The sequence below is a fragment of the Psychrosphaera sp. HA2-10 genome, from assembly GCF_055693745.1.
On the sequence record NZ_CM146341.1, the window covers coordinates 2,966,035 to 2,988,816 of the forward strand.

At 39.8% G+C, this 22,782-nt stretch carries 24 protein-coding genes; 18 read left to right on the forward strand and 6 right to left on the reverse strand.

The features are described from left to right. Positions 1 to 32: 32 nt before the first annotated feature. The 13 genes from ACZ1GV_RS13490 to ACZ1GV_RS13550 all read left to right on the forward strand — a co-directional run bounded on the left by ACZ1GV_RS13490 (position 33) and on the right by ACZ1GV_RS13550 (position 12,294). Complete coding sequence (locus tag ACZ1GV_RS13490; protein ID WP_472674613.1) at positions 33 to 776, forward strand: SURF1 family protein; 744 nt, start codon at positions 33 to 35, stop codon at positions 774 to 776. Continuing rightward, positions 773 to 1,276, forward strand: coding sequence for a hypothetical protein (locus ACZ1GV_RS13495; protein WP_472674614.1), 504 nt, complete (start codon positions 773 to 775; stop codon positions 1,274 to 1,276). The genes ACZ1GV_RS13490 and ACZ1GV_RS13495 overlap by 4 nt, the downstream gene beginning before the upstream one ends. A gap of 39 nt (positions 1,277 to 1,315) precedes the next feature. Further along, a complete protein-coding gene (locus ACZ1GV_RS13500; protein WP_472674615.1) occupies positions 1,316 to 2,398 on the forward strand; it encodes a COX15/CtaA family protein in 1,083 nt (360 codons plus the stop codon). 2 nt (positions 2,399 to 2,400) lie between these two features. Further along, complete coding sequence (gene cyoE / locus ACZ1GV_RS13505; RefSeq protein WP_472674616.1) at positions 2,401 to 3,312, forward strand: heme o synthase; 912 nt, start codon at positions 2,401 to 2,403, stop codon at positions 3,310 to 3,312. A gap of 3 nt (positions 3,313 to 3,315) precedes the next feature. Continuing rightward, the gene (locus tag ACZ1GV_RS13510) at positions 3,316 to 3,945 is read left to right on the forward strand and encodes an SCO family protein (RefSeq protein ID WP_472674617.1); all 630 of its coding nucleotides are present in this window, start codon (positions 3,316 to 3,318) and stop codon (positions 3,943 to 3,945) included. A gap of 88 nt (positions 3,946 to 4,033) precedes the next feature. Next, a complete protein-coding gene (locus ACZ1GV_RS13515; RefSeq protein WP_472674618.1) occupies positions 4,034 to 4,297 on the forward strand; it encodes an STAS domain-containing protein in 264 nt (87 codons plus the stop codon). Positions 4,298 to 4,326: 29 nt separating this feature from the next. Continuing rightward, positions 4,327 to 4,689, forward strand: a complete 363-nt coding sequence (locus tag ACZ1GV_RS13520; RefSeq protein ID WP_472674619.1) for a response regulator — start codon at positions 4,327 to 4,329, stop codon at positions 4,687 to 4,689. A 29-nt stretch (positions 4,690 to 4,718) separates the two neighbouring features. Beyond that, positions 4,719 to 6,911, forward strand: coding sequence for a chemotaxis protein CheA (locus ACZ1GV_RS13525; RefSeq protein WP_472674620.1), 2,193 nt, complete (start codon positions 4,719 to 4,721; stop codon positions 6,909 to 6,911). Position 6,912: 1 nt separating this feature from the next. Beyond that, a complete protein-coding gene (locus tag ACZ1GV_RS13530) occupies positions 6,913 to 7,392 on the forward strand; it encodes a chemotaxis protein CheW (RefSeq protein WP_472674621.1) in 480 nt (159 codons plus the stop codon). 16 nt (positions 7,393 to 7,408) lie between these two features. Next, a complete protein-coding gene (locus ACZ1GV_RS13535) occupies positions 7,409 to 9,721 on the forward strand; it encodes a methyl-accepting chemotaxis protein (RefSeq protein WP_472674622.1) in 2,313 nt (770 codons plus the stop codon). Between the two features lie 73 nt (positions 9,722 to 9,794). Further along, complete coding sequence (locus ACZ1GV_RS13540) at positions 9,795 to 10,598, forward strand: CheR family methyltransferase (protein ID WP_472674623.1); 804 nt, start codon at positions 9,795 to 9,797, stop codon at positions 10,596 to 10,598. Beyond that, the gene (gene cheD / locus ACZ1GV_RS13545; RefSeq protein ID WP_472674624.1) at positions 10,595 to 11,233 is read left to right on the forward strand and encodes a chemoreceptor glutamine deamidase CheD; all 639 of its coding nucleotides are present in this window, start codon (positions 10,595 to 10,597) and stop codon (positions 11,231 to 11,233) included. The genes ACZ1GV_RS13540 and cheD overlap by 4 nt, the downstream gene beginning before the upstream one ends. Positions 11,234 to 11,244: 11 nt before the next feature. After that, positions 11,245 to 12,294, forward strand: a complete 1,050-nt coding sequence (locus ACZ1GV_RS13550) for a protein-glutamate methylesterase/protein-glutamine glutaminase (protein WP_472674625.1) — start codon at positions 11,245 to 11,247, stop codon at positions 12,292 to 12,294. A gap of 7 nt (positions 12,295 to 12,301) precedes the next feature. Here the strand turns inward: ACZ1GV_RS13550 and ACZ1GV_RS13555 are convergent, their stop codons facing one another. Next, positions 12,302 to 13,399, reverse strand: coding sequence for a polysaccharide deacetylase family protein (locus ACZ1GV_RS13555; RefSeq protein WP_472674626.1), 1,098 nt, complete (start codon positions 13,397 to 13,399; stop codon positions 12,302 to 12,304). Between ACZ1GV_RS13555 and ACZ1GV_RS13560 the strand changes: the two genes are divergently transcribed. Next, the gene (locus tag ACZ1GV_RS13560; RefSeq protein WP_472674627.1) at positions 13,400 to 14,731 is read left to right on the forward strand and encodes an MATE family efflux transporter; all 1,332 of its coding nucleotides are present in this window, start codon (positions 13,400 to 13,402) and stop codon (positions 14,729 to 14,731) included. On the opposite strand, the gene ACZ1GV_RS13565 is transcribed toward ACZ1GV_RS13560, so the two are convergent. Together ACZ1GV_RS13565 and nfuA are read right to left on the reverse strand one after the other, a co-directional pair. Next, positions 14,723 to 15,007: a hypothetical protein gene (locus tag ACZ1GV_RS13565; protein ID WP_472674628.1), complete on the reverse strand. Its 285-nt coding sequence runs from the start codon at positions 15,005 to 15,007 to the stop codon at positions 14,723 to 14,725. The two genes, ACZ1GV_RS13560 and ACZ1GV_RS13565, sit on opposite strands and share 9 nt — an antisense overlap. Positions 15,008 to 15,026: 19 nt before the next feature. Further along, complete coding sequence (nfuA, locus tag ACZ1GV_RS13570; protein WP_210560677.1) at positions 15,027 to 15,605, reverse strand: Fe-S biogenesis protein NfuA; 579 nt, start codon at positions 15,603 to 15,605, stop codon at positions 15,027 to 15,029. 222 nt (positions 15,606 to 15,827) lie between these two features. On the opposite strand from nfuA, the gene ACZ1GV_RS13575 reads away from it, so the two are divergent. Beyond that, positions 15,828 to 18,425 (forward strand): M14 family metallopeptidase, encoded by a 2,598-nt coding sequence (locus tag ACZ1GV_RS13575; protein ID WP_472674629.1) that lies wholly within the window; start codon positions 15,828 to 15,830, stop codon positions 18,423 to 18,425. Here the strand turns inward: ACZ1GV_RS13575 and ACZ1GV_RS13580 are convergent. Next, complete coding sequence (locus ACZ1GV_RS13580) at positions 18,422 to 19,108, reverse strand: ComF family protein (protein ID WP_472674630.1); 687 nt, start codon at positions 19,106 to 19,108, stop codon at positions 18,422 to 18,424. The genes ACZ1GV_RS13575 and ACZ1GV_RS13580 overlap by 4 nt on opposite strands. A gap of 44 nt (positions 19,109 to 19,152) precedes the next feature. On the opposite strand from ACZ1GV_RS13580, the gene bioH reads away from it, so the two are divergent. The 3 genes from bioH to ACZ1GV_RS13595 all read left to right on the forward strand — a co-directional run bounded on the left by bioH (position 19,153) and on the right by ACZ1GV_RS13595 (position 21,282). Further along, positions 19,153 to 19,896 carry a pimeloyl-ACP methyl ester esterase BioH gene (gene bioH / locus ACZ1GV_RS13585; RefSeq protein WP_472674631.1) on the forward strand — a complete coding sequence of 248 codons (744 nt, stop codon included), beginning with the start codon at positions 19,153 to 19,155 and terminating at the stop codon, positions 19,894 to 19,896. 103 nt (positions 19,897 to 19,999) lie between these two features. Then, complete coding sequence (locus tag ACZ1GV_RS13590) at positions 20,000 to 20,281, forward strand: hypothetical protein (protein ID WP_472674632.1); 282 nt, start codon at positions 20,000 to 20,002, stop codon at positions 20,279 to 20,281. A gap of 50 nt (positions 20,282 to 20,331) precedes the next feature. Further along, positions 20,332 to 21,282, forward strand: coding sequence for a putative metalloprotease CJM1_0395 family protein (locus ACZ1GV_RS13595; RefSeq protein ID WP_472674633.1), 951 nt, complete (start codon positions 20,332 to 20,334; stop codon positions 21,280 to 21,282). A gap of 3 nt (positions 21,283 to 21,285) precedes the next feature. Here the strand turns inward: ACZ1GV_RS13595 and ACZ1GV_RS13600 are convergent, their stop codons facing one another. Then, on the reverse strand, positions 21,286 to 22,068 hold the full coding sequence (locus ACZ1GV_RS13600) for a M48 family metallopeptidase (RefSeq protein ID WP_472674634.1): 783 nt from the start codon (positions 22,066 to 22,068) through the stop codon (positions 21,286 to 21,288). A gap of 10 nt (positions 22,069 to 22,078) precedes the next feature. Beyond that, positions 22,079 to 22,720 carry a thiol:disulfide interchange protein DsbA/DsbL gene (locus ACZ1GV_RS13605; RefSeq protein ID WP_472674635.1) on the reverse strand — a complete coding sequence of 214 codons (642 nt, stop codon included), beginning with the start codon at positions 22,718 to 22,720 and terminating at the stop codon, positions 22,079 to 22,081. Positions 22,721 to 22,782 lie beyond the last annotated feature (62 nt).

A 22,782-nucleotide genomic window follows, 5' to 3' on the forward strand; every position in this document is an offset into this window, starting at 1 on the left:
TTTGTCGTTTGTAGTTCGGTAATGAAAAGTTAATGCAAATATTAAAGCGTTTTAGTTTCACACCACTGTCGATCATTCTTACTGTGACGGTATTTTTGATTTTGTGCAAGTTAGGGTTTTGGCAGTTAGAGCGAGCCAAGCAAAAGCAAGAGTTATTAGCGCAACAAAGTGCAGAGCGAGTGAGTCAAACGGAGTTTTTAGCTCGAGTAAACACAGGAAAGTTAACCAGTTTAAACTTTCAAACCACCCAACTAAACTTGGAGTTGAAAACAGATTTTGTTTGGTTAGTTGATAACAAAATATTTAATGGGCAAGTTGGCTACGATGTTGTAGTACCTGCTCAAGTAAAGTTATCAGAAACAATCATCTTGGTTAACTTAGGTTGGTGGCCCGCACCACAGCAACGCTCAGAATTGCCGTCAATTGACTTGCCCAATGAATTAGAAATTAATGGATTACTTAAAACAACTGATCTTCAACAATTTACGCTCAGCGATGTTATTGAGGGGGACACGTTCCCTAAACGAGTTCAGTCGGTAAACGTAATTATAGATTTTAAATACAGCAGTGGAATGACCGTTAAACCGGTATTTTTATATGCTGATACCAATAGTGTAGCTGGGCACCCACAGTTATATAAGCCAGTTGTGATGCCTCCTGAGAAACATGTTGCCTATGCGGTGCAGTGGTTTTTGTTGGCGTTAGCGAGCTTAGTTGTATTTGTGTTCGCAAGCGTTCGTAGTACTAACAGAGTAAAAGAGAAGGAACACCAATGAAGTCTAAGTCTTTTTTTGGAATATTTGTAGCAATGGCCATCGTGCCATTAGTGTTAGCTTATTTAGTTTTAAAAATGGGATGGTACACGCCAGCCGCAACCAACAAAGGCGAGTTTTTGCAAAAAGAAGTGGTGGTTGAAATTAAAACAGAAACGCCAATGTGGAGCATTGTATATCAACCGCAACCTCAACAGTGTGACAGCTTTTGCGAAGAACAATTGTACGGACTAAACCAAACTTATCTTGCTTTAGGCAAGCTTCAAAAACGCGTTAATGCATGGGTGTTAACGGACTCATTACCTTTAAACAATTACCCGGCAACAAAGGCCTATTCAGCAAATAATACCGACCTAAGTGGCGGCTATATTTATGTAATTGACCCTATGGGTAAAGTCATCCTTCGTTACCAAGGAAGCGCTGACCGTGACAATACGATAAAGACAAGCAAAGACATCCTGTCTGATTTGAAAAAGCTATTAAATTATGCTCGTATGGGTTAATAATTGAACACCCCAATAATAAAAATAAGAAGGGCTCTGATGTTAAATTTTCGTTATAAGCTATCACTACTGTCTTTGTTAATGGTATGTGTCGTCATTGTATTAGGCGCTTACACACGACTTACTGATGCTGGTTTGGGCTGTCCAGATTGGCCTGGATGTTATGGTTTTTTAACTGTTCCAACAGAAGCCGCACATATCGAACGTGCCGAAGCCGCTTTTCCTGAACGTCCTGTTGAATATCATAAAGCGCGAAATGAAATGGTTCATCGCTATTTTGCGGGTGCTTTAGGCTTGTTTGTATTAGCAATGTTTATACTTAGCGTAAAAGCTAAGCAGCATGTGAAATTAACCGGATTGCTGCTAGCGACAGTCAGTTTTCAAGCCGTATTGGGCATGTTAACCGTAACTATGAATCTAATGCCGCTTGTTGTAATGGGACACCTTTTAGGTGGCTTTACGACCTTTTGTTTAATATTGCTATTGACGCTGAAACTGCGATCACAGTGTTTAAGCCAACAAGATATTCTGCATGACATTCCTGCCTCAATAAAGATTACGACATTGCTAAGAAATTTTGTCAAAGTTGGCTTTTTATTAGTTGTGCTTCAAATTGCGCTCGGCGGTTGGACCGCTGCCAATTATGCGGCAGTGGCCTGCACAGATTTACCAATTTGTGAGCCTGGTTGGCAACAGAAGTTTGATCTTGATAGCGCATTATCTGTGCCGCACGGATTTGAAGACTATGAATATGGCGTCTTCCCTTATGAAGCAAGAATGACAATTCACGTTCTTCACCGAATAGGAGCCATGGTTGTTACTGCGTTTCTCTTATTACTGGTCATTAGCCTATATAAACAAATTCAATTACGGCCATTTGCAATTGTGATAACTCTGATAACAGCGGTTCAAATTTCATTAGGTATATCGAATGTTGTTTTTCATTTACCACTGTATGTCGCCGTTGCACATAACTTTGTTGGTTTGATGTTAATGGCAAGTTTGCTTGTATTGTGGCATTACCTACATCGCCAAAGAAAGCTACAGCAACAGGCACACTTTAATCAATCGGCGCCCTCTACTAGCCCAGATAGCAGCATTTTAGTACAACAAGGAGCGTAACCATGCCTTACATTAATACTATAAATAGCTCGTTTTCGTCTTTTACAGGTTTATTAAAAGATTTGTATGAGATAACTAAACCAAAAGTCGTATTTATGTTGGTGATTACGGCCATTGTTGGAATGGTGTTAGCGCAACCTGGCTGGCCCGCGCTTGATTTGCTAGTGGTGTCGTCAATTGGGATTGGGCTTTTATCGGCAGCCGCTGCGGCCATGAATCACATCGTAGATCAAAAAATAGATGCCAAAATGGCACGGACTTACAATAGACCTATAGCCAAAGGGCGAGTTTCAAATCAACAAGCGATTATTTTTTCGTTTGCCTTGGCTGTACTTGGTTTTGTGATTTTGTATGCGGCAGTTAATCCATTGACCGCTTGGTTAACATTAGCGAGTCTGTTTGGTTATGCTGTTGTGTATACACTAGTATTGAAGCGGCTCACGCCACAAAATATTGTAATTGGTGGATTGGCCGGTGCTATGCCACCATTATTAGGTTGGGTTAGCATGACTGGAGAATTGCACCCAAACGCATTTTTACTTGTCATGATTATATTTACTTGGACCCCACCACACTTCTGGGCGTTGGCAATTCATCGAAAAGATGACTATGCGCGAGTTAATATTCCAATGCTACCTGTAACACATGGTCTAGCATTTACTAAAAATGCTATTGTGCTTTATACAATATTACTAACTTTGGTCTGCTTTTTACCTTATTTAATCGCGATGACAGGGCTAATTTATTTAGTTTCCAGTACAATACTCAATCTTGTTTTTCTTAAATATGCATGGCAATTAAAAGTCAAAGACGATAAAAATATCGCGATGGATACTTTTAAGTTTTCAATTTGGCACTTACTTATTTTATTTGTTGCTTTGCTAGTTGATCACTTTTACATCATTAGATTTTAAAATATGAAAAAGACACAGATTTTTTTAATAGCAATTTTAGCGCTAATTGCATTCTCTGCTGGCGTTTACTTTTCTGTTGAACAAGAAGCAGGTGTTTCAGAACAAACTCACTTGTATAAACAACCTAGAGCTATCAATGACTTTGTGCTGACAACGCAAACAGGAGCTTCTTTTTCTAATGATGATTTAGAGGGTAAGTGGAGCTTTTTGTTTTTAGGTTATTTGTCTTGCCCTGATGTTTGCCCAACAACCATGATGAAACTAAGTGGATTGATACCTCAACTTGCAGAAGTTGCACCTAATACTCAAGTGTTGTTTTTATCCGTCGATCCAAAAAGAGATAAAGTAAAAAATCTAAGGGATTATACTAATTACTTTCATCAATCTATTTTAGGGTTACGCGCTGAACACAAGGCTCTATATCCTTTCGTTCGCAATCTTGGTTTGATGTACTCTATACCTCCGGCAGAAGTCACAGAAGGTTATTACGTTGATCACAGCGGTTCAGTCGTGCTCATTAATCCACAGGGCGAAATACACGCTATGTTTAAACCTGAAGTCGAATTAGGTCAGGTTCCCTCTATTAATCCCACCACAATGTTAGAAGACTTTAAACTCATCTCAATGGAATAAAAATCGGTAATAAATTTAATTATCTGGAAATCTGGATATTTCCTACTAGGCTAAAATTAAACGATTTTTACAAAACTCTATTGAGCAGATGAAATTAGCATCGAAATTACATATCAGTGAAGCTGAACAATTCAGCGCATCGCTTCTTGAGCTTTTATCTACAGAGCAAAAAATCTGTATAGACATCAGTGAAGTGAATGATGCAGATACAGCTTCCATTCAAGTGTTGTGTGCGTTGCAAAAGTCTCTTTCTTTAACCGACAGCGCTATTTCGTGGCAAGGAAAGAGCTCTGCCTTATCGAATATAGCGCAACAGCTTGGTTTAAAAGAGTTTCTTAATTTACCAGATTAAAAATTTAGCTTTGTGGGGAAGGTGATTTTATGAAAAAGATTTTGGCCGTTGATGACTCAGCGTCAATGAGGCAGATGGTAGGCTTCACTTTGAAAAATGCCGGCTATGATGTGACAGAGGCAAAAGACGGCGTTGAAGCACTGGCCGTTGCAAAAGATGCAGAGTTTGATGTGATCATATCAGACGTCAATATGCCTAATATGGATGGCATAGAATTGGTAAAAAACTTGAGGCAGCTACCACAGTTCAAATTTACACCTATCTTAATGTTAACAACAGAGTCTGGAGCCAATAAAAAGGGCGAGGGTAAGGCAGCCGGGGCAACTGGTTGGATTGTTAAGCCGTTTAATCCCGAACAACTGTTAACGGTTATAAAAAAAGTAGCTCGATAGTTCTGTTTTACTAATAGGTAGACCTGAGTATGAGTATAGATCTCTCCCAATTTTACGAAGTCTTCATCGACGAAAGTTTTGAAGGCCTTGAGACTATGGAATCTGAGCTCCTTAATTTGGAACCAGGTGACGTAGACAGTGAAATAATCAATAACATATTCAGAGCGGCCCATTCAATAAAAGGCGGTAGTGGCACATTTGGCTTTAATGCGATTGCAAACTTCACGCATGTTATCGAAACCCTTCTTGATGAAATCAGAAATGGTGAGCGTGCATTAGAGTCAAATCACGTTGACTTGATGCTTAAGTCCATTGATTGTTTAAGAAATATGCTGGCGGCCATTCAAAATAATGCACCTCAGGAGTCGGAAGAAGCAAATGAGCTTAGGGTTAAATTTGAGCACATTCTTAATGACGATAATACGCCAGAGCAAAATCAAACAGCTAATAGCTCTGATCCAGAGCCGAGTGAAAGTCCACAAAAGATACAGTTAACAAACTTCTTTGAAATTACCTTCGTACCAGAACCTCATGTTTTTAAAACGGGCAACGAGCCTCTGTTTATATTTGAAGATTTGCGGGAGCACGGAGAGTTATCTGTCCAAGCAAACATAAATAACGTACCAGAATTAAGTAATTTGATACCTGATGACTGTTACTTAGGCTGGACTATTTCGCTTGATACAACCAGTAACGAAGAGGCAATTAAAAGTATATTTGAATGGGTAGAAGATGATGCTGAGATTAGCATTAAGCTCGTTGCTCAATTTGGTGATGAAGTCGCGTCGGATGAAGAGGTAAGTGCGACTGCACCAACTGCTTCTTCTCCTGAACCAGATACAGTTACAGAACCTGTCGTTTCTTCGGTTGAAGAATCGACGCCCGAAGAACCTAAAAATAAACCTATATCTGATGATAAAAACAAACTCAAAGATGGTGACTTTAGACCTGTAAACGCTAAACCCTCTGGTAATAAAAATGAATCGACAAAACAGGAGTCTAGCTCAATTCGAGTTGGCACAGATAAGGTGGATTCACTTATTAACATGGTTGGTGAACTTGTTATTACGCAAGCTATGTTAAATGAGCTTGGTGAAGGTGAAGACTTTGATCACGCTAAGTTATTAGCCTTGCGCGAAGGTTTAGCACAACTTGCCCACAATACCCGTGATTTACAAGAAAATGTAATGCGGATCAGGATGTTACCAATTAGCTTTGTGTTTTCAAGATTCCCTCGTTTAGTCAGAGACATCTCTCAAAAGCTTGATAAACAAGTAGACTTAGTTCTTAAAGGTGAAGGCACCGAGCTTGATAAAACTGTGATGGAAAAAATCTCAGATCCTATGGTGCACCTAATCCGAAACTCACTTGACCATGGCTTAGAAACGACCTCTGAACGTATTGCAGCTGGCAAAGGTGAAGTAGGGCAAGTAATACTCAATGCGTATCACCAAGGTGGAAACATCGTTATTGAAATCATTGATGATGGTCGAGGTCTAAATACCGAAAAGATAAAAAGCAAAGCGATTCAAAATGGTTTAATCCCAGAGGACGCGAATTTATCTGATCAAGAGATTAATGAGCTTATTTTTCAGCCAGGTTTTTCTACCGCAGATGAGGTCAGCGATATTTCTGGTAGAGGCGTTGGTATGGACGTGGTTAAACGCAATATCAACGCATTAAATGGATCGGTTGAGGTTGTCTCTGAGCCAGGGTTTGGTTCTACTTTTACTATTCGATTACCACTAACACTGGCAATTTTAGACGGTCAGTTGGTCAAAGTTGGCGATCATATCTACATCATTCCTTTAGTCTCAATAGTAGAGTCGTTGCAAATAGATATGCGTAAAGTTAACTCGGTTGGAGGAGGCATCGACGTATTAAGGCTTCGAGAAGAATATATTCCGATCTTACGAATGCACCAACTGTTTAATCATCCTGAAGCTTGCCAGTCACTTAAAGATGGTTTGTTAGTGGTTGTAGAAAGTGATAACGAAAAAGTAGGGTTATTAGTTGATGAACTGCTGGCACAACAACAGTTTGTTATTAAAAGTCTTGAGGATAATTATAAAAAAGTAGATGGAATATCGGGAGCAACTATTTTAGGTAGCGGTAGCATCTCTTTAATTATCGATATCTCAAGTGTCGTTAAAATGGCTGGACTTAAAAAAGCGGGCCAAGCAGGTCTAGATTTTGAGAAACCTCTGTCGGAGGCGGTGTGATATGAATGAAGTCATCTTAGAAAAGCACGAACACACCTCTAATGACGCTGATTTAGTTCAATATTTAACATTTATGATGAATGACGAGGAGTACGGAATAGAAATATTGTCTGTACAAGAAATTAGAGGCTGGGAAAAAATGACGAGCATTCCTAACGCCGAAAATTACGTCAAAGGAGTGATTAATTTGAGGGGAACTGTTGTACCTGTTGTCGATTTAAGGCTTAGGTTTAACCTTAAAAAGGTGGAATACAACGAGCTAACGGTCATCATTATTGTAAAAGTGTTAATAGGGCAAAAAAGCAAGATCATGGGCATTGTTGTTGATGCGGTATCAGATGTTTATAACATTGAAAAACAAAATGCCAAAAAGGCACCTGATGTGGGTGACTCAGAAACAAAAAATTATATAGAAGGCCTAATTAACGTAGGCGACAAAATGGTTGTACTTTTGGACTTAGAAAAAGTGTTATCAATATAACGAGGCAGGTGATGGTATGGGTTTGTTAAGCAAATTAATAGGTACGTCAAGTTCGACAGAAAAGTTGGTCCTTGAGGCGTTAAGTAAGTCCCAAGCGGTAATTGAGTTTAAACCTGATGGTACGATTAAAACGGCCAATACCAACTTCCTAAATGTGATGGGTTATAGCCTTGAGGAAATTCAAGGTAAGCACCACAGCTTATTTGTTGATCGAGATTATGCGGCGAGTGATGAATACCGTAAGTTTTGGCAAGAGCTCGCTAGAGGTGAGTTTAAATCGAATGAATTTAAGCGTTTTACAAAAAGTGGTGAAGACATATGGATCCGAGCTACCTACAACCCAATTATGGATAGCGAAAATAAAGTATTTAAAGTCGTCAAATATGCCACTGATATAACAGCAGAAAAGAAAAAAGCCTCTGAGTCAAACGAGCAATTGCTAGCCATTCACAAGTCTCAAGCCGTTATAGAGTTTGAACTAGACGGAACCATCGTAACTGCAAATGATAACTTTCTAAACACATTAGGTTATACCTTGAATGAAATTAAAGGTCGTCACCATAGTATGTTTGCACCAGAAGGCGTTGCACAAAGTCAAGAATATAAAGACTTTTGGGCAAAGTTGAATCGTGGTGAATTTGATAGTGGCGAATATAAGCGCATCGGCAAAGGTGGCCGAGAAATTTGGATACAAGCATCTTACAATCCAATATTGGATCTGAATGGTAAACCGTTAAAAGTTGTGAAATATGCAACCGATATAACGGAGCAAAAGAAGCTTGAGGAAGAGGCACGAGAAGCTGCTAATTTGGCCCAAGCATTAACACTTTGCCAAGCCAACGTGATGATAGCAAATAATGACTTAGAAATTGTTTATATGAACAATGAAGTCGTCAAAATGTTTAGAAAGAGAGAAAAGCAACTAAAGACGGTTTTAAGTAATTTTAATGTTGATAGTTTAATTGGCACTTGTGTTGATGATTTTCATAAAGATGCATCTCATCAACGTAGCATGCTTAAAAAATTAGCAGAACCCTATCAAACCAATATAAAAGTAGGTGATTTAACGTTTGAACTTTTTGCATCCCCATGGTTTGACTCGGCAGGTAATCGCCTAGGTACTATTGTCGAATGGATCGATAAAACGGAAGAAATGAATATTCAAGCAGAGATAGCGAATGTCATTAATGCAGCGAGTAATGGTGACCTAACAATACGCATATCAGAGGCTGATAAAGAAGGGTTCTTTAAGCAGCTATCTGTAGGTTTAAACCAAGTGGTTGGCATTGCGGAAGGTGTTATTCAAGATACAGTCAATATTTTTGAAGCGTTGGCGCACGGTAATCTAACGCGAAGAATTGAGAAACAATATCACGGCCTATTTGACAAACTAAAACAAGATGCAAATGCGACTGTTGATAAACTGACTGAGGTAATTGGTCAAATTGATCGCTCAGCAACAACGGTATCTTCTGGGGCGGAAGAAATAGCACAAGGTAATGCTGATTTAAGTCAACGAACAGAAGAGCAAGCATCTTCGCTTGAAGAAACCGCATCAAGCATGGAGGAGATGACCGCAACGGTAAGACAAAATGCTGATAATGCGCAAATGGCCAACGATCTAGCGGAAGAAGCGGCGAGTAAAGCAGAGTCGGGTGGCAGTGTGGTTGGTCGGGCTGTTGAAAGCATGGCTGAAATAAACGAAGCAAGTAAAAAAATCGCTGACATCATTGGCGTGATAGATGAAATAGCTTTCCAAACAAACTTGCTGGCATTAAACGCGGCAGTCGAGGCTGCTAGAGCCGGTGAACAGGGCAGAGGTTTTGCTGTAGTAGCAGGTGAAGTTCGTAATCTAGCTCAGCGTTCTGCTGCAGCCGCAAAAGAAATTAAAGATCTAATTAGAGATTCAGTATCCAAAGTAGAAGACGGCACTGCTTTAGTTAATCAGTCGGGTGAAATGTTACAAGAAATAGTAATGGCGGTGAGAAAAGTAAACGACACGATAGGTGATATTAGTGTTGCGTCGGTAGAACAAACATCAGGTATTGAGCAAGTAAACAAAGCCGTATCGCAAATGGATGAGATGACGCAACAAAATGCGGCACTAGTAGAACAAGCATCAGCCGCCGGCGAGTCTATGTCTGAGCAAGCTCGTTCGATGAGAGAATTACTGAGCTTCTTTAAACTGTCCGACTCTCAGCAGGGACGTATGCCACAAATATCCAGTAATGCTGGTCACTCCAGTGCAAGCAAACAGAGTCAGCTCAATATTAAATCGCCGGTATCACCGACGTCTTCGTCAAGCGATGAGGAGTGGCAGGAGTTTTAGCTAAAACCGATAGATAGTGAGGTTTCCATCGTAACGTAAAAGGAGTAGGTAGTTGGAAAATAAAGAGTTCCTAATGACTGATAAGGATTACAGCTTTATCAGTCATAGTGTTTACGAGGCGTGTGGCATAGTATTGTCGGAGCAGAAAAAAGACATGGTATATGCCAGAATATCTCGACGTGTTCGAAAGTTGGGCATGACGACATTTGCGGAATATATTAACTATCTAAATGATAACAAGGACCTGGAGTTTGGCGAGTTTATAAACTCAATTACCACTAATCTCACATCGTTTTTTAGAGAAAACCATCATTTTGAGTTTTTAAAAAATACGGCACTGCCTGAGATGATAGCTCGACATAAGGACGACCATCGTATTCGTATTTGGTCAGCGGGATGTTCTTTAGGAATGGAGCCGTACTCTATTGCTATGTGTATAGGCAATAAAATTCCAACAAATTGGGATTTTAAGGTATTAGCAACTGACCTAGATACAAATGTTCTAGCAACGGCGCGAGAAGGTGTGTATTCAGAAAGTCAGATGTCGGGCGTCGACTCTGCCAACTTAAAAAAATACTTTTTGACGGATGGCAATAGCAATCGTTATAAAGTGAAAGATCTTTTAAAAAAAGATATCAGTTTTAAACAGCTTAATTTATTGCACGAATGGCCAATGAAAGGGCCGTTTGATGTTATATTTTGCCGCAACGTTATTATTTATTTTGATCACGAAACGAAAATTCGTCTATTTAACCGATATGCCGAGTTACTGGCGCCAGGTGGCTATTTAATATTAGGTCACTCAGAATCTATGGGGCGTGAAAATAAACAATACAAAGGCTTAGGTCACAATATCTATCAGAAGTTAATGCCGTGACAACTCCCTTATTTACGCCCACTTTGCCTGGCTTTGAACAGATCAAACGATATGTTGATACGAGTCGCAATATAATCGTTGCGAAGATATTGCCCGGCGAGTTTTATGTAACGAAACAAAATGAAGCGATTGCTACGGTTTTAGGCTCTTGTATTTCAGCATGTATATGGGATGAGGTTGCTGGAGTTGGTGGAATGAATCATTTTATGTTGCCACTCAAAGGGAATGACCATAGCCAAAATAAATGGGAATTTCACGATAGCTACAGCTGTCGGTATGGCATTTGGGCGATGGAGTGCCTTATCAATGAAATTATTAAACATGGCGGTCACCGTAATAGAATGAAAGTAAAGCTATTTGGTGGCGGTAATATTATTAAGGATATGCAAACGCCAATTGGTGATCAGAATATTTCGTTTGCCAAGGAGTTTATCGCCAAAGAAGAACTACCAATGATTGGTTCTGATGTTGGCGGTCCATGGCCACGTAAAATCCTATTCTACCCGCATGAGGGGCGATGCATGGTTAAACGTTTACAAAGTATGCACAACGACACAATTAAACTGCGTGAAGTGAAGTACCAATCTGTGATTGAGACACCTTTACATGCTCAATCAGACATAGAATTGTTTTAAAAGGTAAGTTAATGATCAAGGTATTAATCGTCGATGACTCTAAATTAATTAGGATGATTCTGACTGAGATAATTAATGCATCTCAGGACATGACGGTAGTGGGTGAAGCTGAGGATCCGTTTCAAGCGCGTGATTTAATTAAACTACTCAACCCAGATGTGCTCACATTAGACATTGAAATGCCTAAAATGGATGGCATCACATTTCTTAAAAACCTGATGAGATTACGGCCAATGCCTGTGGTTATGTTGTCAACCTTAACCGCCGATGGCGCGCCCATTACACTTGAAGCCTTATCTATTGGCGCTGTTGATTTTTTAGAGAAGCCAAAGGTTGACGTTCAAGATAGCTTAAGTCGTTACGCCGATATTCTAAGAGACAAAATTAGAGCCGCAGCGAATGTAAAGCTTAGCCAAATATTGAGAGCAAGAAAACGGGACAGTGCAACACCACCTGTTATTCCGACTCAAAACCTTGAGTTTAGAAAAAACCACTTAATTGCGATAGGCGCATCCACCGGTGGCACAGAAGCAATCAAAGACGTTGTCATTAATTTACCTGCCAATTTTTGCCCTATCGTGGTGACCCAACATATACCGCCAGTCTTTAGCAAAACCTATGCAGAGCGCTTAGATAAAGTGTGCCAGATGTCGGTGCACGAAGCCCAACATGGTCAAATTATTGAACCAGGCAATATTTATATTGCTCCTGGAGATAAGCACTTAACGGTGTTAAAAAGAGGCAGTAAATTGTTTTGTCAGCTGGACGATTCGGAGCCGGTCAACCGCCATAAACCGGCTGTTGATGTTCTTTTTGATTCTGTTGCCGCATATATGGGGAAATACAGCACAGGCGTAATTTTGACTGGTATGGGTGCCGATGGCGCCAAAGGTTTACTTAATTTAAAGGCATCTGGCGCGTACACCATCACGCAAGATGAAAGTTCGAGTGTGGTTTATGGTATGCCTCGCGCGGCCAAAGAATTAGGCGCTGGCATGCAAGAGCTCCCTTTAAATAAGATCGCTAACCGTTTAACTGAATTAGCGACCCGCGTAGTGTAAATAAACTCTAATTTTCGGTTTCGTACTTAGATTTAACGTTAGTCGCCATGTCTTCTGGTAAGGTTATCCATAATTTACTCATCCAATAAAAGCGACCACTGTTGTTTATGGACGGCGCAGTACAGTTGTATTTAACTCGACCTGTTTGTAAGGTTTTTGGTGCTGCAATTTCAAATTCTAGTTCTGATTTCCAGGTTGGTTTTACTGCGCCTGATTGACCCGTAATAAAACACGCTAATTGGCTTTGGTAAAAGTCTTTATTTGCCAATTTTACTTGCCACAAAGGACCTTGTTGTTCAGGTATGTTAACGATATTACTTACAAGTGTTTCTGTTGGCGTTTGACTTTCAATATCAAATGCTAAGCTTTTTAATTTCGCTTTAAGAGTTTTTGGGTTTGCATAAATACCGTTGGCTGGAAAGCGAGTAAGTGCTAACAAATCACTATTGTTTCCAACAGCGCCAGAATGTTGCGCAAAACCGACAAAACCTAGCTTGTTTAAAACACCTTTTATCTGATCAGAATACTCACCAAATGGATACGCTAACATTTTGTGGCTTTGGCCTAGTTGTTCTTTGATCATTTCCTCAGCAACTAACAAGTTAGTTTCTATTTGTTGAAGGGAAAGGCCATCTTGAACTAAATTTTCATGCTCAAGTGTGTGATTCATGATGTCGACACCATGTTCCGTTAAGGTTTTTAGCTGTGACCAATCCATATATAGTTTGCTTGGTTTTACCATTAATGGATTAACAAACACGGTAAAAGGCCAGTTACGTTGTTTAAGCATCGGAAAAGCAGTGTCATAGACATTTCTAAATCCATCATCAAATGTAATGGCAATCCAGTTTTTATTAACAGGCTGCTGTAATTTAATGGCATTTACAATTGTTGTGAGGGGAACGACTTCTAAACCTAACTCTTCAATCATTGTTAAGTGTGCTTCGAATTGTTCTGGAGAGACACTTGTAGATTTAGGAGTACTCTCACTCACATGGTGGTACAGTACTACCGTTGCTGCTGTTACTTTCTGATGCCAAAGAGAGCTCAAAAGGGCGGTTAAAAATAAAGTAAACCCAATAGGTTTTAATAGTAAATTATTCATATGATATCTCTTTTTCAATCCTCTGCGTGGTCAGGTACCCGCATTAATGTAAAAATATGGCATCTAGCTTGGCCCATGATTCTAGCAAATATTAGCATTCCTATGTTGGGATTTGTTGATACTGCCGTAATCGGTCACTTACCGGATAGTCATTTTTTAGCGGGCACAGCGTTAGCTAGCTTATTTATTTCCGTCATTTTTTGGTTGCTCGGCTTTTTACGAATGTCGACAACAGGCTTAGTTGCAAAGGCGAGGGGACAAAAATCACCTGCGTTGGCAGTGACTCATCTGTACCAAGCATTATTGCTAAGTTTTATATTGGCATTATTACTCATTTTACTCCAATCACCGTTATTTAGTTTATTGCAATGGTTATCAAGTGATGATCTCTCAATGCAAGCAACTTACGAGGCGGCGAAAACTTATTTTGATATTCGTATTTGGGCAGCTCCTTTTGTATTAGCAAATATGGCATTAACAGGATTTTTAATCGGCTCTGGTAAAACTAAATGGGTTTTGAAAGCGCTCATTGTCTGCAATCTTGTTAACTTGTTTGCGGACATATTGTTTGTACCTGTGTTGTCGTTAGGCGTTGCCGGAGTGGCGTATGCATCGATAATAGCCGAAATTGTCCAGCTAGCGATGATCATATATCTAATATTGCCTGAACTTAAATTGGTGTTGTTAAAGAAGCAGGCAATTTTTAAAGGCTGGCTCAAATTAATCCAAATGAACGGCAATTTATTTGCTCGAAGTGCACTACTGCAAGCGTGTTTATCATTTATGACCATTTACGCCACGCAATTTGGCAGTCAAACGGTCGCCATAAATTCACTATTAATGCAGTTCTTTTTGTTTATTAGTTTTTCTTTAGACGGTGTGGCCTTTGCTTTAGAGTCATTAGTTGGTAATAGCTTAGGTCAAAAAAAACAAAAGCGGCTAGTCGCTTATATTGTGCAAGGTATAAAAATTGGTTTGTATTTTGCGCTTGCTTATACTGTATTTTATTTTTTGACCGTAGACTTAATTATCTGGATGTTAACCGATATTGACTCATTAAAATTAGCACTAGTAGATTATCATATTTGGATAGTTCTAATGCCGATGAGTTGCTTTCTCAGTTTCTTGTTTGATGGTGTTTTTGTTGGTCTAGGCTGGGATAAAAAAATGAGGAATAGCATGCTGATTGCAGCCTTGGTGTTTTTCTCGGTCGTTTTAGTATTTAGTCAATACGAGTCTATTTTTAGTAACCACGTACTGTGGGCAGCTTTTACGAGCTTTATGTTAGCCAGAGGCGTATCTCAAGGAGTTATGTTACGAAGGTCACTCTAGGTGTTTGTATTTCTCTTTATTTAATTGCGCTTGATGACGAAAGAACGCAAGGCGATTAGCAACGATGCCAACATAACCATAGAGCGTCACTAAAACACCAATGATCATTAGTGCGATGCCCGGTATTTGCCACCAAATCCAAACACTTGCCCCTAAGTAAAGACCTGCGATGCCAAGCATAAAACAAAATAAACCCGCTAAAAAAAAGCGAACACTACGCTGAGGGTTCTCGCCTCGTCGCACTAGTATTCGCTGTAATTTATCAGGTTTATTCATCTAAATAGCTAATCAAGGATTAGTAATAAGAATGCTCGCCAGCTTGGTGCTCAGTGATGTCTTTAACACCAGTCACTTCACCTTCGAATTGCTGTAACATCTGCTTTTCGATGCCATCTTTTAGCGTTACATCAACCATAGAACAGCCATTACAACCGCCGCCAAACTGAAGGATCACTGTGCCATCTTCAGTAAGCTCAACTAAATTTACATGGCCGCCGTGGCTCGCTAACCCAGGGTTAACTTCAGATTCAATAAAGTACTGTAAACGCGCTTTTAGAGGCGCATCATCCGATACTTTACGAGCTTTAGCATTAGGCGCTTTTAGCGTTAACTGCGATCCCATTTGGTCAGTTACAAAATCAATTTCTGCATCTTCTAAAAATGGCTGACTTTCTTCGTCTACTGCCGCTTCAAAGCCATTATATGGAATCACTTTGTCTTCTGGCTCTAAAGAGTCTTCAGGGCAATAACTAACGCCACATTCTGCGCTGCTTGTACCTGCATTTACTACAAATACACGAATTCTTGTGTTTGGTGCTTGCGTATCTAACAGCTTTACAAAGTGCTGTTGAGCCGCTTCTGAAATCTTTATCATAATAATATCTGACTAATTTACTCGGTTATTTGCAATGATACGTCTATCGCTTATTTACTGCAACCTTGACGACTTTTCCTAGTCTCTATGTGAGGGCAAATCTGAACAAATAAACCCCTAAATACTGCGATTCAACGACTAAAGTTTAGACAGGCTTGTTGTTTCGTGTACTTAATTGATATGTTTAGCGTATTAAAAGAAAAATGGTGACGACAAAACACAATGACAAAAATAATTTCCTTGCTAACTGTAGCGCTGTTCTTTGTTGTTTCGACAGCAAATGCGGTTGCTTCAACATCGTTAAAAAAAGACATAAGCTTTTATCTCCCTAACGAACAATTCGATAAAAATGTACCTACGCCAGAGTCAATTTTAGGCTATCAAGTTGGAGAGTGGCATGTTCGTCACGACCAACTGGTTTCGTATTACAAAGCATTAGCTGCCGCAAGTGATAGAGTTTCTGTTAAAACCATTGGTTTTTCTCATCAGCATCGTGAGTTGTTGCATGTAACCATCACACACCCTAATCGCCATCAAGATTTAGAAAAATTAAAACAGCAACGCTCTCGCTATTTCAACGGCGATGAAAATAATGATTCTAACAGCCAGTCAGCACCATTGATCGTTAATTTGAATTACAGTGTTCACGGTGACGAGTCGTCGGGCAGTAACGCATCTATGCTGGTGGCCTATTATTTAGCCGCATCTAACAGTAAGCAGGTTCAAGCGTATCTAAACGACATGGTAATAATTATCGACCCTAGTCTTAACCCAGATGGCCTAAGTCGTTTTGCATTATGGGCAAATCAACATAAAGGTAAGAATATCAACAAAGACCCAAATAACCGTGAGCATATTCAAGGCTGGATCCGTGGCCGAGTAAATCAGTATTGGTTTGATTTGAATCGCGACTGGTTATTGCTTCAACACCCAGAGTCTCAAGCGCGTATTGCCGAATATCAGCAATGGCGTCCACACGTCTTAACCGATCATCATGAAATGGGTACGAACAGTTCGTTTTTCTTTCAGCCTGGCATTCCATCAAGGAAAAACCCATTAACACCAGATAAAAACGTGACTTTGACCAAAGAGTTAGCGACTTATCATGCAAAAGCATTTGATGAAGCTAATAAATTATATTTTACCGAAGAAGCCTTCGATGATTTTTATGCAGGAAAAGGTTCAACCTACCCAGACTTGCACGGCAGTATAGGCATTTTATTTGAGCAAGCTTCAAGTCGAGGTCATATTCAAGAGTCAATTAATGGCGATTTAGACTTTCCAACAACTGTAAAACATCAGGTTATGTCGACTTTCTCAACTCTGGAAGGCAGTTTGAATAACGCCGATAAACTAAAAGGGTTTCAAGATGAGTTTAAAGATAGCGTTAAAAAGTTAGTTAAATCGGCAAACTATGATGGTTACTTGTTAACAGAAACTCATGACAAAACAAGGCTTAACAAACTACTAAGCTTACTTAAACAGCACAATATAAATGCCTATCCACTCCGTGAAGACACGAAGTTAAATGATAAGTTAGTGAGTAAGTCTGATTCTGTTTTTATACCATTAAATCAGCCACAAGTAAGGTTAATCCAATCAGTATTCTCTACACAAACATCGTTTAACGACAATACCTTTTATGATGTATCTAGCTGGAACTTAGCTTACGCTTTTAATATTGAATTTGAAAAAGTGAAATCAGCGAGAAAGTTAAAGCTTGAAAAAGCAGCGTGGAACCAGCCTTTACAAAACATGAATACCAATACGGAGACACCAGACAACGCTTACAGTATTGCAATTGACTGGCATGACTTTAACGCGCCTGCCCTGGTTTATCATTTACTTAATGACGGTGTAAAAGTGCGCTCTGCGTTAAAAACCTTTAGTGCCGACGCCCAAGTAAAGGGTAAATTCCAAAATAAACAATTTGCTGCAGGTACTATGCTGATCCATGCTGGTATCCAAACGCAAGACTGGCAACAAAAACTGGCCGATGCATTAATTAAATTTCCGGTGCCAACCTATGCGATAAAAAGTGGCTTAACCGCTTCAGGTATCGACCTTGGTAGTCGATTAATGATGCCAGTGACGTTACCGAAAGTTTTATTAGTAGGAGGGCCAGGTACGAACCTTTATGAAGTGGGTGAAACATGGTACTTGCTTGATAGTCATGTTGGTTTCTCTCCGACCATTGTCGAAAAAAGTCGCCTACCTTATGTTGATATGACTGAATACACACATGTTGTGTTAACCGACGGGAGTTACTCTAAAAAAGACGAAAGCTTAGCGGCTGATTTAAAAGAGTTTGCTAAACAAGGCGGTATTATTTGGGGTCAAAAACGCGCAGCTTTATGGTTAGCGCAACAAAGCTTGTTAAGAGTCGATACTATTTCCCAAAGTGAAATGTTCAAACGTTTTAATGCCGAAAAGCTTGTCTTTTCAGATAAAGAAGCCTTAGGTGGCAAGCAACGTGTCGCAGGTGCATTTTTTGAAGCTAAATTAGATCTTAGCCACCCGTTAACATTTGGATTAAGTAACGAAACCATACCGTTATTTAAAAATAGAACAGATTTAATGCTTGAAACTAAAGTGCCATTTAGTAGCGTTGCCTCTTATACCGAAACACCATTATTGTCAGGTTATGCCGACAATACAAATGTAGAAAAAATAGCAGGGGCAAGTGGCCTTGTATCCCAAACTATGGGTCGAGGTGTTGTTATTGGAATGACTGACAATCCTAACTTTAGAGCGATCATGTATGGCTCAAGTCGGTTATTTGTTAACAGCCTATTTTTGGCACCAGCAGTAAGATATTAATTAACTAACCTTATGGCGCCACATGCAGCATATACACGTGTGGCGCCTGCATTTTTTAAGGCCATGGTGGCTGCCTTTAAGGTTGCTCCGGTCGTTAACACATCATCAATGAGTAAAATGGTTTTGCCATGAATGGGTATGGTTGCCACAAACGCCTCGTCTAAATTCGATAAGCGGTTTGCTCTATTTTGCGTTGATTGAGCCTTAGTATGTCGGCGTCTTAACAATCCGTTGTATATGGGAATATCTATTTCTCGTAAAAATTCACTCAAAATAACCTGCGATTGATTAAAACCTCTAATTACCCAACGCCTATAGTGGAGTGGAAGTGCGCAAACTAACTCAATTTTAGGCCAGTTTTGCTGTTCAACCTGGCGCGCTAATAGGTAACCAATGAGGCGACTAAAATGGAGTTGCTGATTAAACTTCAGTTTTGTTAACCATGCTGATAATGGCCATTGGTAAATGCCTATTACAGCAATACCATCGACATTTCTACACACTAACTGCTCTGCAACAGAGTTCTCCGTTATATCTAACCCGCAAGGCAATATAGAAAGGGAGGTATTGCATATTCGACAGATTAGAGGATTGGTATAGCTGGATGTGCGCTTGATTTTACCGTTACATAAACAGCAAGGTGTTTGGCTTTGAAACCACGCTCTGACCAGAGTAAACTGCATATATATCCTTATTATTCAGACTAAAAACTAGGTATAAAACACAGATGAACAATACGCCAATAATCCTGATCCATGGGTGGGGAATGAACAAACAGGTTTGGAATGGCGTAATTAATGCCTGTGAGCCGTCATTGGCCCATCGGATTAAGGTCTTGGATATGCCTGGTTATGGTGACAATCACTATTGTCCTAGTCCTTATGATATGGATGCATTGGTTGTGTGGTTAAAGTCAATTGTATCTGAGCCAAGTCATATAATTGGCTGGTCTTTAGGCGGTTTACTGGCACAAAAATTTGCTAACGTGTACCCTGAATTGACCATGTCCTTGGGGCTAGTGGCGAGTACGCCAAAGTTTATGGCTGATGATAGTTGGCCTGGAATTAAAAGTGAGGTTCTTCAAGCTTTTTCGAGCCAGCTTACCGTTAGCCATGAAGAAACCGTAAAACGCTTTTTGAAAATTCAAGCTCTAGGTAGTGAGTCGATTAGAAAAGATTTGAAGGACATTCAAAGTTGGATATTTTCAGCAAACCCACCTAATCCCGAAGCACTAGTTGCTGGCCTTAAGATGTTAGAAGAAGTGGATTTACGCGATAGTTTACAGACAATAACGTCGCCCGTATTTGCCTTGTTTGGCGGTCGCGACTCTTTAGTTCCATTGACGATTACGCAAATGCTATCGGAAAGCTTACCAAGCATACAAATCAGCGTGCAAAATAAAGAGTCTCACGCGCCATTTATCTCAAACAAAGATGACTTTATTAGTTGGCTGAGAACTAACTTTACTTAAAAATGTCTATAAACGTAATTTGATATAGCAAATAATCATTTTTAAAACCAATAGATTTGGTTAATAATTAAACACAAGAAGTAAGCTTTAATCGGAGGTCGGTATGGAGTTGAAGTCAATTCCAAGTGCGATTCAGTCAGGTTTAAATGGTTATCAAACCGCAGAAAGAGGCCTAGCTGAAGCGGCTAATAACATTAGTCGTTTAAATACGAACAATACGTCAGCTGTTAACGCTACAGCGTCGGCAGTAGAAGCCCGACCTGAAGTAAGTTTAACAACTGAGGCTGTTAACTTAGTGGTTAATGAACATTTGGCAAAAGCGAATATAAAAGTTATTCAAACCGCCGATGAAGTTATTGGAACCTTAATAGATACCAAAGTTTAGTATTACATTTTAATTAACAAACAGTTAATCAACGAGGTCAAACTTAAGCTATGGCTTTAAACATTACTCCGCATATTCCACAAGTTGTTGTGAATGCATCAGTACCGTCTACTGAGGCATTGGCGCGCAGTAATGCTATTAAAGAAGTTGTTCCAGCTCCAACACAAGTAGAAGCGAACGTACCGCAAAAATCTCGTGAACAAGACACTCGAGGCCCGGCAAACGATAACATCACCTATGACCGACTATTTCCCAAAAGTGACGAAGTCATTCCTGAAGATCCGCAGGGTCAAAGTAATGATAGTGACTCGCAGCAACAGGGCCAGTCACAAGATAGTGAGCCTAGGGATGACTCAGGAGTACCTGAAAGCGCTAGTACAACAATTAATCCAGGTGACAATGCCGACGCTAGTGATTCTGATGAAAAACAAATAGAACAAAAAGAACGAGAGCAAGAGCTCAAAGAAATACAGCAGTTGTCAGCCCGAGATGCCGAGGTGAGAAATCATGAGCTTGCGCATGCGGCAGTAGGCGGTAGCTACGCTGGCTCCCCAAGTTACGAGTATGAAACAGGACCAGACGGCAAAAAATATGCGGTAGGCGGTGAAGTTTCAATTGATGTGTCTGAAGGCGCAACCCCGCAAGAAACAATAGAGAAAATGCAAACGGTACGAGCTGCAGCATTAGCGCCAGCAGAGCCTTCATCGCAAGATCGTAAAGTGGCTGCACAAGCCAGTCAAAATATTGCCGAAGCACGTGTAGAGCTAGTTCGAGAATCAGAAGAAAATAGAAAAGCCGTTGCCGAGTCAGTATCCGCGTCTTTCGAACAAAATAAAGCTCCTGAAGATACGTCAGTTAACGGTGACAACATACAAACTCTAGCGTCATCCCCGAATGTTAGTGATCAGGTTGCAAAAACCGCTAATGTTGTCTCTCAGCGTTACAACAATAGTTACATAAACGAGTCGAACACTGTTGAGCCGTTTACGGCGGTTGCTTAACCGTTACGTTGGTGGGAAGTAGATTTCATTATGGTATTGCTTTAACCATTTCTTAGTATTGCCACACTCATTGCAGTATTTTTTATTTAATGACCAAAATGCTTTGCTGTGGTTCATGTGCTTTAAGTGACAAAGCTCATGAATGATCACACAATCGATTTGCTCTTTCGGCGCAGATAGCAACAATGGATTGAATATAATCTTTCCGCTACTGTAACAACATCCCCAGCGCCATTGGTAAAACTTGAAGTCTAACGACGTACTCGACAACCCTAAGCGACACTCTAGCTGTCTAACTCTTTCGGGTATATAGCTTAATGCGTTATTCATATAAAAGGCATGTAGCTGCGCTCTAACATGTTTTGTTACGTCTTTAACCCTATGGGATACAGAGACCGTTAACACTTCTGAATCCTGAGTAAGACACCACCCAGTTTTTGAGTCCCGTATTATTTCAAGTCGAAGCTTTTGGCCGAAAAACCAGATAGGCTCACCACTTTCGTATACTCTTTTAAATACTGAAGAGGTCGCTGAATGACTAAGGCGTTGTTTTAGCCAGTGCTGTTGTTGAGACATGAACGTCTCTACCATCGCTTGGTTGCAATGAGGGGGAACCTTTACAACAACAGTACCATTATGTATTTCCATCGCCGCATTTTTTCTGCGCTTATGGACTTTTACATGATATGAAAGGGGGTGAGGAAAGCTATCGAGGCAAATTTCAAATACACCGGGTTGAACACGCTTGTTGGCCGTTAACCACGGTGTAATTAAATTAGAAATCAAAGACTAAATCTTATTTTTTTTCTACTAGTTGTAATGCTGCACTTTCTAACTGTTCAAAAAGTTCACCATAGGTACGAGCATCAAAACCTTTGTTAATGATTTTGTATTTACCATTAACAATAAAAGTAGGAACGCCTGTTAATACACGTTTTTCTGCATATTCGTTTTGAAGCTTTTTCATACCTTTCGCTTGTGCTTTTACTGCGAAACTATTGAATGTTTTATCAAACTCTTCACCAGTTACACCATTAGCGATAAATAATTGGCGAACGTCTTTTTCACTGGTAAATACCGAACGATTTTTGTGAATGTATTGAAATATTGCGTCGTTCACGCCAGGTTTGTTCAGCTTTTCAGAAGCAACTAAAGCCTTAGTAAGCATAAACTGAATATCTGGACCAGCCGCTCTTAAAAAATCAACATGGCTTTTTTCAAATTTAAAGTCTGAGCTTTTTGCTTTTTCAGCTAAGCGCTTTGCAAGCGGTTCAAAGTTTAAACAATGTGGACAATAATAAGAAAAGAACTCTCTTACTTCTGGTGTTTTCGTTGCTGTCTCGCTAATAACTTCGTAGTGAACGCCTTCTTTTAATGTTTGCGCTGATACCGAAAGGGTAAAAAAGCAGGCTGCGAGTAAAGTAAATATCTTCTTCATTAAATGATTCCCTTGTGTTTTTCACAATTATTGCTGTTACATATTTTGATTACAACACTAAA